General features: G+C 66.6%; 12 protein-coding genes. 10 read left to right on the top strand and 2 right to left on the bottom strand.

Annotated features, from left to right (window positions below; genetic code table 11):
- Positions 1-16 precede the first annotated feature (16 nt).
- Positions 17-919, top strand: coding sequence for a cysteine synthase CysM (cysM, locus tag AC1Z3O_RS13600; RefSeq protein ID WP_483516241.1), 903 nt, complete (start codon positions 17-19; stop codon positions 917-919).
- Between the two features lie 304 nt (positions 920-1,223).
- Here the strand turns inward: cysM and mltB are convergent, their stop codons facing one another.
- On the bottom strand, positions 1,224-2,330 hold the full coding sequence (mltB, locus tag AC1Z3O_RS13595) for a lytic murein transglycosylase B (RefSeq protein WP_483516240.1): 1,107 nt from the start codon (positions 2,328-2,330) through the stop codon (positions 1,224-1,226).
- Between the two features lie 131 nt (positions 2,331-2,461).
- Between mltB and AC1Z3O_RS13590 the strand changes: the two genes are divergently transcribed.
- From AC1Z3O_RS13590 to AC1Z3O_RS13555, 8 genes are all read left to right on the top strand, one after another.
- Entirely contained in the window at positions 2,462-3,385 is a 924-nt protein-coding gene (locus tag AC1Z3O_RS13590; protein WP_483516239.1) for a histone deacetylase family protein, read from the top strand.
- A 29-nt stretch (positions 3,386-3,414) separates the two neighbouring features.
- Positions 3,415-4,215 (top strand): enoyl-CoA hydratase, encoded by an 801-nt coding sequence (locus AC1Z3O_RS13585; RefSeq protein WP_483516238.1) that lies wholly within the window; start codon positions 3,415-3,417, stop codon positions 4,213-4,215.
- Between the two features lie 199 nt (positions 4,216-4,414).
- A complete protein-coding gene (locus AC1Z3O_RS13580; protein WP_483516237.1) occupies positions 4,415-5,449 on the top strand; it encodes a methionine ABC transporter ATP-binding protein in 1,035 nt (344 codons plus the stop codon).
- A complete protein-coding gene (locus AC1Z3O_RS13575; protein WP_483516236.1) occupies positions 5,439-6,092 on the top strand; it encodes a methionine ABC transporter permease in 654 nt (217 codons plus the stop codon). The genes AC1Z3O_RS13580 and AC1Z3O_RS13575 overlap by 11 nt, the downstream gene beginning before the upstream one ends.
- Before the next feature lie 85 nt (positions 6,093-6,177).
- Positions 6,178-6,984: a MetQ/NlpA family ABC transporter substrate-binding protein gene (locus tag AC1Z3O_RS13570; protein WP_483516235.1), complete on the top strand. Its 807-nt coding sequence runs from the start codon at positions 6,178-6,180 to the stop codon at positions 6,982-6,984.
- A 204-nt stretch (positions 6,985-7,188) separates the two neighbouring features.
- Positions 7,189-7,938 (top strand): electron transfer flavoprotein subunit beta/FixA family protein, encoded by a 750-nt coding sequence (locus tag AC1Z3O_RS13565; RefSeq protein ID WP_483516234.1) that lies wholly within the window; start codon positions 7,189-7,191, stop codon positions 7,936-7,938.
- Positions 7,939-7,955: 17 nt separating this feature from the next.
- Positions 7,956-8,891, top strand: coding sequence for an electron transfer flavoprotein subunit alpha/FixB family protein (locus AC1Z3O_RS13560; protein ID WP_483516233.1), 936 nt, complete (start codon positions 7,956-7,958; stop codon positions 8,889-8,891).
- 121 nt (positions 8,892-9,012) lie between these two features.
- Complete coding sequence (locus AC1Z3O_RS13555) at positions 9,013-10,797, top strand: acyl-CoA dehydrogenase (protein ID WP_483516232.1); 1,785 nt, start codon at positions 9,013-9,015, stop codon at positions 10,795-10,797.
- A gap of 145 nt (positions 10,798-10,942) precedes the next feature.
- Here AC1Z3O_RS13555 and AC1Z3O_RS13550 read toward each other — a convergent pair whose 3' ends face one another.
- The gene (locus AC1Z3O_RS13550) at positions 10,943-12,247 is read right to left on the bottom strand and encodes a D-amino acid dehydrogenase (RefSeq protein WP_483516231.1); all 1,305 of its coding nucleotides are present in this window, start codon (positions 12,245-12,247) and stop codon (positions 10,943-10,945) included.
- A gap of 142 nt (positions 12,248-12,389) precedes the next feature.
- Here AC1Z3O_RS13550 and AC1Z3O_RS13545 point away from each other — a divergent pair, with 142 nt between their 5' ends.
- Positions 12,390-12,893, top strand: coding sequence for an Lrp/AsnC ligand binding domain-containing protein (locus tag AC1Z3O_RS13545; RefSeq protein ID WP_483516230.1), 504 nt, complete (start codon positions 12,390-12,392; stop codon positions 12,891-12,893).
- The last annotated feature ends 11 nt before the right edge of the window (positions 12,894-12,904 follow it).

Raw genomic sequence — 12,904 nt, 5'->3', positions numbered from 1 at the left:
TTGATGATCCAGCACCATGGCCTACAAGACGATTGAAGACACCATCGGCAACACGCCGCTGGTGCGACTGCAGCGCATTCCCGGGGCGGGCAACGCCGAACGCGGCAACGTGATTCTCGGCAAGCTCGAGGGCAACAATCCGGCCGGCTCGGTCAAGGATCGGCCGGCGGTCTCGATGATCGCCCGCGCCGAGGCGCGCGGCAGCATCAAGCCGGGCGATACGCTGATCGAGGCCACCTCGGGCAACACCGGCATCGCGCTGGCCATGGCGGCAGCGATCCGCGGCTACAAGATGGTGCTGATCATGCCCGAGGACCTGAGCCTGGAGCGCCGCCAGAGCATGGCGGCCTATGGCGCGGAGATCCTGCTCACGCCGGTCAAGGGCGGCATGGAGTATGCGCGCGACCTGGCCGAGTCGATGCAGCGCGAAGGCAAGGGCGTGATCCTCGACCAGTTTGCGAACCCGGACAACCCGCAGGCGCACTACGAGACCACCGGACCTGAGATCTGGCGCGACACCGAGGGCCGCATCACGCATTTCGTCTCCGCCATGGGCACCACCGGTACCATCACCGGCGTGTCGCGCTACCTGAAGGAGCAGAATCCGGAGATCCAGATCGTGGGCGCGCAACCGGCGGAAGGCTCGCGCATTCCGGGCATCCGCAAATGGCCGGAAGCCTACCTGCCCAAGATCTACGATCCGAAGCACATCGACCGCACCGAGCCGGTCAGCCAGAGCGACGCCGAGCACATGGCGCGCCGGATGGCACGCGAGGAAGGCATCTTCTGCGGCATCTCCGCCGCGGGCGCGCTGTGCGTGGCCCTGCGCATTGCCGAGGAAGTGGAGAACGCCACCATCGTGTTCGTGGTGTGCGATCGCGGCGACCGCTACCTGTCGACGGGCGTATTTCCGGCCTGAGGTTTGACTTGCTCCGCTCGTGCGGGGCGGGGCGCTGAACTTTCTTACGCCCTCGGTTTGCTCCCCTCTCCCGCTTGCGGGAGAGGGGCCGGGGGAGAGGGCGGGCGCTTGCAAACGGCGACGTGCTGGACCACACCGGCGGCTTCGCCATCGCGTGCTGGACAACACCGACGGCTTTGCCTGTGCGTGGCGCCTTGCTAGACCACCCCTCACCCCAACCCTCTCCCCATGAGGGGAGAGGGAGCCAAGACCTCGTCCTTGGCGCTCGGCTTCGGCGGGTTTGCTCGGCTTTGGCGGGTTTTTCTCAGCCCATCGCCGCCTTGACCGCCTCTCCCAGCTCATACACCGCCAGCGCATAGAAGAAGCTGCGGTTGTAGCGCGTCAGCACATAGAAATTGCGCAGTCCGATGCGGTAGTCGGTGGGCTGGTCCGGTGTGGGCAGGTCGACGATCAGCACGCCGGTCTCGCCCTCGCGCGCCACGTCGATGGGCTCGTCCACGCGCAATCCCGCCTTCAGAAGCTGGTTCAGCGTGCGCGTGGGCCAGGGTTCGCCATCGGCCGCGGCGGCGGCCACGCCCCGGCTGCCGTCATCGTCGGCGATGCGCCATACCACCGGGCGGCCCGGCTCCCAGCCGTGCAGCTGCAGGAAGCGGCCCACGCTGCCGATGGCATCGCTCGGGCTGTTGCGCAGGTCGATGCGGCCGTCGCCGTCGTAGTCGATGGCGTACTCGCGCAGGCTGGTGGGCATGAACTGCGGGATGCCGATGGCGCCGGCGTAGGAGCCCAGCACCGAGAAGACGTCGGTGCGGGTATCGCGGCACCACAGCAGGAAGTCCGCGAGCTGGCTGCGGAACATCGCGCTGCGCGTCTCGCGGTTGGGCGTGTCGGGATAGTCGAAGGCCAGCGTGGAGAGCGAGTCCATCACGCGGAAGGTGCCCATGTCGCGGCCGTAGATGGTCTCCACGCCGATGATGCCGACGATCACGGAAGCCGGCACGCCGAACTCGGCTTCGGCGCGGCGCAGGGTGTCCCGGTTGTCCTGCCAGAAACGCACGCCGGCATTGATGCGGATCGGCTCGATGAAGCGGGAGCGGTAGGCGCGCCAGCTTTTGCGTCCCGGCGTGGCCGGCGGCATGATCAGGCGAGCCACCGTGGCGGAGTAGGCAGTCTGGCCGAACCAGTCGGCCAGCTGGTTGGGGTCGAAGCCGTGGCGGGCGGCCATCTCGTCGATGAAGGCGCGCGCCTGTGCGTTGTCGCGGTAGCGTCCGGGCTCGATTTCCTCCTCGCGCAGGCTCACGCGGCGCTTGCCGGCGGCCATCGACACGGGGGACACGCCGCACAGGCCAAGGGCCGCAGCGGCGATCGCGGCGCCCAGCAACGGGCGGCGCAGGGAACGCTGTGAATCGGTCATAGTGTCCTTTGCAAGTGCGCATGAGTATAGCGGATGCGACGTGTCCGCCTCGCCCATTGGGTGGGGGCTGTCGACTGTGCTAACGTAGCGAATGGAGACTAATTCGCCCTGCCAAGGGCCCAAATAAGAGCATGCCGACCGGCTACTACACCCATCCGTCCTTCCTGCTGCACGAGATGGGGCACTTCCACCCCGAATGCCCGGAGCGGCTGCAGGCGATCGAAGACCACCTGATCTCGCACGGGCTCGACGGCCTGCTGGACCGGCGCGAGGCGCCGCCCGCCAGCGCCGAACAGATCGGGCGCGTGCACCGGCCCGAGTACGTGGCGTCGCTGGCCGCGGCCAGCCCGGCCAGTGGCTACCATCCGATCGACCCGGATACGCTGATGAACGCCCACACGCTCGATGCCGCCGCGCATGCGGCCGGCGCCGCGGTGGCCGCCACTGATGCGGTGATCGCCGGCGAGCTGGAGAACGCCTTCTGCTGCGTGCGGCCGCCGGGCCATCATGCGGAGCCCGACCGTGCCATGGGCTTCTGCTTCTACAACAACGTGGCGATCGCCGCGCGGCACGCGCTCGAAGCCCACGGGCTCGAGCGGGTCGCCATCGTCGACTTCGACGTGCACCATGGCAACGGCACCGAGGCCGCGTTCCGCGGCGAGCCGCGCGTGCTGATGTGCAGCATCTTCCAGCACCCGTTCTATCCGTACAGCGGCACCGAGCACATCGTGCCGAACATGTCGAATATCCCGCTGCCAGCCTATTCGAATGGCATGGCGGTGCGGGAAGTGGTGGAGACCATCTGGCTGCCGCGCCTGGACGATTTCAAGCCACAGATGCTGTTTATCTCGGCCGGCTTCGATGCCCACCGGGAGGACGACATGGGACAGATGGGCCTGGTCGAGCAGGATTACGCCTGGATCACCGAGCGCCTGCTCGAGGTGGCGCGTCGCCATGCGCAGGGCCGCATCGTCAGCTGCCTGGAAGGCGGCTATAACCTGAGCGCGCTGGCGCGCAGCGTGGCCGCGCACCTGAAGGTGCTGATGGAAGGCTAGGGCGCTGCAGGATCATCGGAGACAGGATCATGGCTGAATCGGAAAACAGGGTGGCTTCCCCGCTGCTGCAGGAATCGCTGGACGCACCCGGGGTGCTGCGCCTCACGCTGAACCGCCCCGAGGCGTTCAACGCGCTGTCGGAGGGCTTGCTGGACGCGCTGGCCGCGGCGCTCGGGCGCATTGCCGCCGACCCCGCCGTGCGCGTGGTGGTGCTGGCCGGGGCCGGGCGTGCCTTCTGCGCTGGGCACGACCTGCGCGAGATGCGCGCGCAACCCTCGCACGACTACTACCGGCGCCTGTTCGACCGCTGCACGCGGGCGATGATGGCGATCCAGAAGATGCCGCAGCCCGTCATCGCAAGAGTGCAAGGCATCGCCACCGCGGCCGGGTGCCAACTAGTGGCGATGTGCGACCTCGCGGTGGCGGCCGACGATGCGCGTTTCGCCGTGTCCGGCGTCAACCTGGGCCTGTTCTGCTCGACGCCCGGTGTGGCCCTGTCGCGCAACCTGGGCCGCAAGCAGGCCATGGAGATGCTGCTGACCGGCGACATGATCAGCGCGCAGGCAGCGCGCGAGCGCGGGCTGGTCAACCGCGTGGTGCCGCCGGACGCGCTGGACGAGGAGGTGGCGCGGCTGGCCGCCAGTATTTGCGCCAAGCCCGCGGCGGCCGTTGCCGCCGGCAAGGGGCTGTTCTATCGGCAGCTGGAGATGGGCATCGAGGCGGCCTACCAGCTGGCCGGCCAGACCATGGCCTGCAATATGATGGATGAGTCTGCGCTGGAAGGGGTGCAGGCCTTTCTCGACAAGCGCCCGCCGGCCTGGCGCGGCTGAGGCGCGATCGGCGCTTATAAAAGTGTCTCTTAAGTATCTTTAATGTGGTCCTTATGCGCAATAGGCATAAGACCATCGGAAAAAATTCGTTTCTGGTATGAAGCGGATCGCTTAAAATAGCCACTTCGCAGAAAAACAACGTACGGCAACAGCGCTGGAGACTTTCTCGCCTGTTGCCGTTTTCTTTTCGCCTTTTCACATGATCGAACTGCAAGGTCTCTCGCAGCGGTTTCCCGGTACATCGGGGGATGTGCACGCATTGCGGGATGTCAACCTGTCCATCGCGGCAGGCGAGGTTTTCGGCATCATCGGCCGCAGCGGCGCCGGCAAGAGCACCCTGGTGCGTGCCATCAACCTGCTCAATCGTCCCACCAGCGGCAGAGTCATCGTGGCGGGACAGGACCTGACCGGGCTGGACAACGGCGCCCTGCGGCTGGCGCGCCGCGAGATCGGCATGATCTTCCAGCACTTCAACCTGCTCTCTTCGCGCACCGTGTACGACAACGTCGCGCTGCCGCTGGAACTGGCCGGCCAGAGCAAGCAGCAGATCGCCGCGGTGGTGCTGCCGCTGCTGGAACTGGTCGGGCTGGACAAGCTCAAGGACCGCTATCCCGCGCACATCAGCGGCGGCCAGAAGCAGCGCGTGGGCATCGCGCGCGCGCTGGCGAGCAAGCCCAAGGTCTTGCTGTCCGACGAGGCCACCTCGGCGCTGGACCCCGAGACCACGCGCTCCATCCTGGAGCTGCTGCGCAAGATCAATAGCGACCTCGGCCTGACCATCGTGATGATCACGCACCAGATGGAGGTGATCAAGCAGGTCTGCGACCGGGTCGCGGTGCTCGACGCGGGCCGCGTGGTGGAGGAAGGGCGCGTGATCGACGTGTTCCTGCGCCCACAGCATGAGGTCACGCGCGCGATGATCGGCGACGTGATCGCGCAGGAGCTGCCGCATAGCGTGCTCAAGCGCGTCGAGAGCCGGCTCGGCAATGGCCGCGACCATGTCTACCGCCTGGCTTTCACCGGCGAGAACGTGGACCAGCCGGTGCTGGCCCAGGCCATCCGCCGCCACGGCCTCGACTTCAACATCCTGCACGGCCATATCGACGAGATCCAAGGCCAGGCTTTCGGTTCGCTGGCCATCATGGCCACCGGCGACCTGGCCGACGTGAAGGCAGCAATGGCATTCCTGCAGGAGCAGGGCGTGGTGGTGGAGGAGATCGAGCATGTGGTCTGAGATGTTTGACCTGTTTCTGACCTCGTTCAACGAGACGCTGCTGATGGTCAGCATCTCGGGCGTGGTCGGCGCGCTGTTCGGCGTGCCGCTGGGCGTGCTGCTGCACCTGACCGATAACGGCGGCGTGCTGTCGCACCCGCTGTTCAACCGCGGCATCGGCGTGATCGTCAATGCGGTGCGCTCGATCCCGTTCATCATCCTGCTGGTGGTGGTGATCCCGTTCACGCGCTTCATCGTCGGTTCGTCGATCGGCACCACCGCGGCGGTCGTGCCGCTCACCATCGCGGCCATCCCCTTCGTCGCGCGCCTGGTCGAAACGGCATTGCGCGAAGTCGACAAGGGCCTGGTGGAGGCCGCCCAGTCGATGGGCGCCACGACCGGGCAGATCGTCTGGAAGGTGCTGCTGCCCGAGGCCATGCCCGGCATCGTGGCGGGCCTGACCATCACCTTCGTCAGCCTGGTCGGCTATTCGGCCATGGCGGGCGCGATCGGCGGCGGCGGCCTGGGCGACCTCGGCATCCGCTATGGCTACCAGCGCTACATCACCGAGGTGATGGTGGCGGTGGTGGTGATCCTGATCGTGTTCGTGCAGGCCGTGCAGAGCTTCGGCGACTGGATGGTCCGCCGCATCAGCCACAAGTAGCCACGGGGGGGGGGCGCGCCGCCCGGCGTGGTCCACCTCAATCGAAATCAAACAGAACGAAACAAGCAAGGCAGGGGAGTAGGAGATGCAACGTCGCAACGTGCTGCAAGGTATCCTGGGCGCCGCCGCCCTCATGCTGGGCATGGGCCTGGCCGGCGCTGCCGGCGCGCAGGACAAGCCGATCAAGATCGGCGTCACCGGCGGGCCGCACGCCCAGATCATGGAGCAGGTGAAGAAGGTGGCCGCGCGCGATGGCCTCAATATCCAGGTGGTCGAATTCAGCGACTACATCCAGCCGAACGCCGCGCTGGCCGCCGGCGACCTCGACGCCAACAGCTACCAGCACCTGCCCTACCTGGAAGCGCAGATGAAGGACCGCGGCTACAAGTTCGCCAATGCCGGCTTCACCGTCACCTTCCCGATGGGCATCTATTCGAAGAAGGTCAAGTCGCTCGACCAGCTCAAGGCCGGCGCGCGCGTGGGCGTGCCCAATGATCCCACCAACGGCGGCCGCGGCCTGCTGCTGCTGCAGAGCAAGGGCCTGATCAAGCTGCGCGCCGATGCCGGCCTGAAGGCGACGCCGCTGGATATCGCTGAGAATCCGCGCAAGCTGAAGATCGTCGAACTCGATGCCGCCCAGCTGCCGCGCTCGCTCGACGACCTCGACGCCGCTGCGATCAACGGCAACTACGCGGAATCGGCCGGCCTGTCGCCGACCAAGGACGCCATCGCCATGGAAGGCCCGAAAGGCCCCTACGCCAACCTCATCGCCGTGCGCGAGGCAGACAAGAACAAGCCCTGGGTGGCCAAGCTGCTGAAGGCCTACCACTCGCCGGAAGTGAAGCAATACATCCAGGCGACCTACAAGGACTCGGTGATTACCGCGTGGTAAGTCGAAAAAAACTTCGGAAATGCTGCGCTGCAGGGCATCCTGCGGCACAATAGGTCAAGGTTTTTGCGGTTGCCGGGCTATGCCCGGCAATTCTTTGCCGATAAAATAGTACGATCGTTCGAAAAACTAGGGCGCCGCCAGACCGGTGGTTATAATGGCGAGCGATGCAAATTTCTGACTATCAGTGATTAGTGGAGTGAGCGCATGAAAGTACTCGTCGCAGTCAAGCGCGTGGTGGACTACAACGTCAAGGTCCGGGTGAAGTCGGACGGCACGGGCGTGGATCTGGCCAACGTCAAGATGAGCATGAACCCCTTTGACGAAATCGCCGTGGAAGAAGCGGTTCGTCTGAAGGAAGCCGGCGTGGCCACCGAGGTGATCGCCGTGTCCTGCGGCGTGGCCCAGTGCCAGGAAACGCTGCGCACCGCGATGGCCATCGGCGCCGATCGCGGCATCCTGGTCGAGTCGAGCGAAGACCTGCAGCCGCTGGCCGTGGCCAAGCTGCTGAAGGCGCTGATCGACAAGGAGCAGCCGCAACTGGTGATCCTGGGCAAGCAGGCCATCGACGACGACTCCAACCAGACCGGCCAGATGGTGGCCGCGCTGGCAGGCCTGCCGCAGGCGACCTTCGCCTCGAAGGTGGTCGTGGCCGAAGGCAAGGCATCGGTGACCCGCGAGGTCGACGGTGGCCTGGAAACGCTGTCGCTGCAGCTGCCGGCCGTGGTGACCACGGACCTGCGCCTGAACGAGCCGCGCTACGTCACGCTGCCCAACATCATGAAGGCCAAGAAGAAGCCGCTGGATACCGTCAAGCCGGAAGACCTCGGCGTCGACGTCAAGCCGCGCCTGGCCACGCTGAAGGTGGTGGAGCCGCCCAAGCGTAGCGCAGGCGTGATGGTGCCGGACGTTGCCACGCTGGTGCAGAAGCTGAAGAACGAAGCCAAGGTCATCTGAGCGCGGGGAGAGAGAACATGACTGCACTCGTCATTGCTGAACACGACAACCAATCCATCAAGGCCGCCACGCTGAACACCGTGACCGCAGCCGCCCAGTGCGGCGGCGACGTCCACGTGCTGGTGGCCGGCTCGAACGCAGCCGCTGCTGCTGCCGCCGCCGCCAAGATCGCCGGCGTCACCAAGGTGCTGCTGGCCGACGCGCCGTACTTCGGCGACGGCCTGGCCGAGAACATCGCCGAGCAGGCCCTGGCGATCGCCAACGACTACAGCCACATCCTGGCCCCGGCTACCCCCTACGGCAAGAACATCCTGCCGCGCGTGGCAGCCAAGCTGGACGTGGCCCAGATCTCGGAAATCTCCAAGGTCGACGCACCGGACACCTTCGAGCGTCCGATCTACGCCGGCAATGCCATCGCCACCGTGAAGTCCGCCGACAAGGTCAAGGTCATCACCGTGCGCGGCACCGCCTTCGACGCCGCCGCGGCCGAAGGTGGCTCGGCTGCCGTGGAAAACCTGCCGGCCGCGGCCGATGCAGGCGTGTCGCAGTTCGTTTCGCGCGAAGTCGCCAAGAGCGACCGTCCGGAGCTGACCGCCGCCAAGATCATCGTTTCGGGTGGCCGTGGCGTGGGCTCGGGCGAGAACTACACCAAGGTGCTGACGCCGCTGGCCGACAAGCTGGGCGCCGCGCTGGGCGCCTCGCGTGCCGCGGTGGACGCCGGTTTCGTGCCCAACGACTACCAGGTCGGCCAGACCGGCAAGATCGTCGCGCCGCAGCTGTACATCGCGGTCGGCATCTCCGGCGCGATCCAGCACCTGGCCGGCATGAAGGACTCCAAGGTGATCGTGGCGATCAACAAGGATCCGGAAGCGCCGATCTTCTCCGTGGCCGACTACGGCCTGGTGGGCGACCTGAACACCGTCGTGCCGGAACTGGTGGCGGCGCTGGGCTGAGTCCCGGGGCGCCGGTCCGCAGGGCCGGCGCACACCGCAGAACGAGAGCCGTTCCCGGGGGCGCCCGCGAACGGCTTTTTCATACGCGCTCTTGCGCACGTACAGAGTTGGGAGACATGCGATGACTTACCGCGCACCGATCAAGGACATGCTCTTCGTGATGAAGGAGCTGGCCGGCCTGGAAGCCGTCAGCCAGATGCCTGGCTTCGAGGAGGCGACGCTGGAGACGGCGCAGGCCGTGCTGGAGGAAGGCGCCAAGTTCAACGAGCAGGTGGTGGCGCCGCTGAACCGCGCCGGCGACCTGGATCCGAGCAGTTGGAAGGATGGCGTCGTCACGACCACGCCCGGCTTCAAGGAAGCTTTCCGCCAGTTCGGCGAGGGCGGCTGGCAGGGCGTGCTGCATCCGGAGCAGTACGGCGGCCAGGGCCTGCCCAAGCTGATCTCGACCGCCTGCATCGAGATGCTCAACAGCGCCAACCTGTCGTTCGCCCTGTGCCCCTTGCTGACCGACGGCGCCATCGAGGCGCTGCTGACCGCCGGCAGCGAAGCGCAGAAGGCCCTGTTCCTGCCCAAACTGATCGCCGGCGAGTGGACCGGCACGATGAACCTGACCGAGCCGCAGGCCGGCTCCGACCTGGCCATGGTGCGCACGCGCGCCGAGCCGCAGGGCGACGGCACCTACAAGGTGTTCGGCACCAAGATCTTCATCACCTACGGTGAGCACGACATGGCGGACAACATCGTCCACCTCGTGCTGGCACGCACGCCGAATGCGCCCGAGGGCGTCAAGGGCATCTCGCTGTTCATCGTGCCCAAGTTCCTGGTCAATGCGGACGGCTCGCTGGGCGCGCGCAACGATGTGCACTGCGTGTCGATCGAGCACAAGCTCGGCATCAAGGCGAGCCCGACGGCCGTGCTGCAGTTCGGCGACCACGGCGGCGCCATCGGCACCCTGGTGGGCGAGGAGAATCGCGGTCTCGAGTACATGTTCATCATGATGAACTCGGCGCGCTTCGCGGTCGGCATGCAGGGCGTGGCGGTGTCCGAGCGCGCCTACCAGCATGCGGTGGCCTACGCGCGCGAGCGCGTGCAGAGCCGCCCGGTCGATGGTTCAGCGCGCGAGGCCGTCACCATCATCCACCACCCCGACGTCAAGCGCATGCTGATGACCATGCGTGCCCTGACCGAGGGCGCGCGCGCGGTGGCCTATGTGGCAGCGGCCGCGTCCGACGCTGCCCACCAGCATCCCGATGCGGCGGTGCGCGAGCAGAACGAGGCCTTCTATGAGTTCCTGGTGCCGGTGATCAAGGGCTGGAGCACCGAGCTGTCGATCGACGTGACCAGCCTGGGCGTGCAGGTCCACGGCGGCATGGGTTTCATCGAGGAGACCGGCGCGGCCCAGTACTACCGTGACGCGCGCATCCTGCCGATCTACGAAGGCACCACGGCCATCCAGGCCAACGACCTGATCGGGCGCAAGACCGTGCGCGACGGCGGTGCGGTGCTGCGTGCCATCTGCGCGCAGATCGCGCAGACGGAGCAGGCGCTTGCCGCCCACGGCGGCGCGGCCTTCGCCGCGGTGCAGGCGCAACTGGCCAAGGGCCGTGCTGCACTGGAGGCGGCTGGTGCATTCGTCGTGGCGAACGCCAAGTCGGAGCCGAACGCTGTCTTCGCCGGCAGCGTGCCTTACCTGCGCCTGTGCGGCATCGTGTTCTCGGGCTGGCAACTGGCTCGCGCCATGCTGGCGGCCGACGCGAAGCGCAGCGAGGATCCGGCGTTTCATGACGCCAAGATCGCCACCGCGCATTTCTTCGCGGAACATGTGCTGTCGCAGGCGGGGTCGCTGCGCGATGCGATCACGGCCGGCGGGGCAGCGGCCAACGCGCTGAGCGAAGCGCAGTTTTGATCGTGCGCGGGAGCGGGGCCTGCTGCGCAAGCGGCGGGTTTCCGGTACCGCGTCGCGTACGAGGAACGATGGCAGAAAAAACGGGCGCTTCCCGCGGGAAGCGCCCGTTTTTTTCTGCCGCCGCCGGCGATCCGGCGCTTTGCCTTCAGGCCACGGCCGGGCGCGGCGAGGTGCGCTGGCCGGCATCGCGCACATAGCGCGAAACCGACAGGTCATCGGCGCGGATGGCCGGCTTGGTGCCGGACACCAGGTCCGACAGCAGCTTGCCCGAGCCGCAGGCCATGGTCCAGCCCAGCGTGCCATGACCCGTGTTCAGCCACAGTCCCTTGACCGGGGTGGGGCCGACGATGGGCGTGCCGTCCGGCGTCATCGGGCGCAGGCCGGTCCAGAAGCTGGCGCGGCTGACATCGCCGGCGCCGGGGAACAGATCGGTGACCACATGCTCCAGGGTGCGCCGCTTGGCCGGGTCCAGCGTGCGATCGTAGCCCACGATCTGCGCCATGCCGCCGACACGGATGCGGTCGTCGAAGCGGGTGATCGCCACCTTGTAGGTTTCGTCCAGCACCGTGGACACCGGGCTGCGCGCGGCATCGGTCATCGGCACGGTGATCGAGAAGCCCTTGAGCGGGTAGACCGGCAGGTCCGACATGCCCCGCAGGAAGGGCTTGACCATCTGCGTGGACCAGCTGCCCAGCGCCACCACCACCAGGTCGGCGCTCATCGGCTCGCCGTCGACCACGGCGCCGGTCACGGCGTCGCCGCGCGTCAGCAGGTTGCCGATGTTGCGGTTGTACAGGAAGCGCACGCCGTGGGCTTCGGCCATGGCGGCCAGCTTCTGGGTGAACAGCTGGCAGTCGCCGGTTTCGTCATTGGGCAGGCGCAGGCCGCCGGCCAGCTTGTGGGTGACCGCCGCCAGTGCCGGCTCGGCGCTGGCGAGTTGTTCGCGCGAGAGCAGCTGGTAGGGTACGCCGGCCTGGTCCAGCACGGCAATGTCCTTGGCCGCGCCGGCCATCTGTTCGTCGGTGCGGAATACCTGCAGGGTGCCTTGCTGGCGACCCTCGTAGGCGATGCCGGTGTCGGCCCGGAGCGTGCGGATGCAGTCGCGGCTGTACTCGGCCAGGCGCACCATGCGCTCCTTGTTCACTGCATAACGCTCGGCGCTGCAGTTCAGCAGCATCTGCCAGATCCAGCGCAGCTGGAACAGGGTGCCGTCGGGGCGAATGGTCAGCGGCGCATGCTGCTGGAACATCCACTTGATGGCCTTGAGCGGCACGCCGGGCGCCGCCCAGGGCGACGCGTAGCCGGGCGAGATCTGGCCGGCATTGGCAAAGCTCGTCTCCAGCGCGGGGCCGGACTCGCGGTCGACCACCGTCACCTCGTGGCCGGCCTGGGCCAGGTACCAGGCGCTGGTGACACCGATGACGCCGCTGCCAAGGACAAGAACGCGCATTTCAACAGACTCCGACTGGATGACCGGCGAACCGGGTTTGGGGGCGCAACTGGAATATCCAGCTACGGAAGTATTTACTTCTATGCTATTGAAAATACACTAGTTATAGTTATTGAAATTTTCAGAGAAACAGGAAGAAGTCATGAGAACGAGCCGTCAGCCCGTGCGCAGCCTGGACCGGCTGGACCGCAGGATCCTGGCCCTGTTGCAGTCCGACGGGCGCATCTCGATGAAGGACCTCGCCGAGGCGGTCGGGCTCACCATCACGCCCTGCATCGAACGGGTCAAGCGGCTGGAGCGCGACGGTGTCATCATGGGCTACCACGCGCGGCTGAATCCGGCGCTGCTGGGCAGCGCGCTGCTGGTGTTCGTGGAGATCACGCTGGGTGACAAGTCAGGCAATATGTTCGATCAGTTCCGCCGCGAGGTCCTGCGCATTCCCGAGGTGCTGGAATGCCACCTGGTGTCGGGGGATTTCGACTACCTGATCAAGGCGCGTATCCGGGAGATCGGCGAGTATCGCCGGCTGCTGGGCGATATCCTGCTGCAACTGCCCGGTGCGGCGCAGTCCAAGAGCTATGTGGTGATGGAAGAGATCAAGGAGACGCTGGCCATCTCGGTGGAAGAGAAGGCGCAGCCGGCTTGAGCAGTTGAGCA

The sequence above is a fragment of the Cupriavidus sp. 09_S30 genome (assembly GCF_056930435.1).
The sequence above is the reverse complement of the archived record's forward strand: the minus strand, read 5'-3'. Positions and strand labels throughout refer to the sequence as shown.

Excerpts from the sequence above, each read along its gene's own strand:
- cysM (WP_483516241.1), top strand. The coding sequence starts at position 17 with ATGGCCTACAAGACGATTGAAGACACCATCGGCAACACGCCGCTGGTG.
- AC1Z3O_RS13570 (WP_483516235.1), top strand. The coding sequence starts at position 6,178 with ATGCAACGTCGCAACGTGCTGCAAGGTATCCTGGGCGCCGCCGCCCTC.
- AC1Z3O_RS13575 (WP_483516236.1), top strand. The coding sequence starts at position 5,439 with ATGTGGTCTGAGATGTTTGACCTGTTTCTGACCTCGTTCAACGAGACG.
- AC1Z3O_RS13545 (WP_483516230.1), top strand. The coding sequence starts at position 12,390 with ATGAGAACGAGCCGTCAGCCCGTGCGCAGCCTGGACCGGCTGGACCGC.
- AC1Z3O_RS13550 (WP_483516231.1), bottom strand. The coding sequence starts at position 12,247 with ATGCGCGTTCTTGTCCTTGGCAGCGGCGTCATCGGTGTCACCAGCGCC.
- AC1Z3O_RS13565 (WP_483516234.1), top strand. The coding sequence starts at position 7,189 with ATGAAAGTACTCGTCGCAGTCAAGCGCGTGGTGGACTACAACGTCAAG.
- AC1Z3O_RS13555 (WP_483516232.1), top strand. The coding sequence starts at position 9,013 with ATGACTTACCGCGCACCGATCAAGGACATGCTCTTCGTGATGAAGGAG.
- AC1Z3O_RS13590 (WP_483516239.1), top strand. The coding sequence starts at position 2,462 with ATGCCGACCGGCTACTACACCCATCCGTCCTTCCTGCTGCACGAGATG.
- AC1Z3O_RS13585 (WP_483516238.1), top strand. The coding sequence starts at position 3,415 with ATGGCTGAATCGGAAAACAGGGTGGCTTCCCCGCTGCTGCAGGAATCG.
- mltB (WP_483516240.1), bottom strand. The coding sequence starts at position 2,330 with ATGACCGATTCACAGCGTTCCCTGCGCCGCCCGTTGCTGGGCGCCGCG.
- AC1Z3O_RS13560 (WP_483516233.1), top strand. The coding sequence starts at position 7,956 with ATGACTGCACTCGTCATTGCTGAACACGACAACCAATCCATCAAGGCC.
- AC1Z3O_RS13580 (WP_483516237.1), top strand. The coding sequence starts at position 4,415 with ATGATCGAACTGCAAGGTCTCTCGCAGCGGTTTCCCGGTACATCGGGG.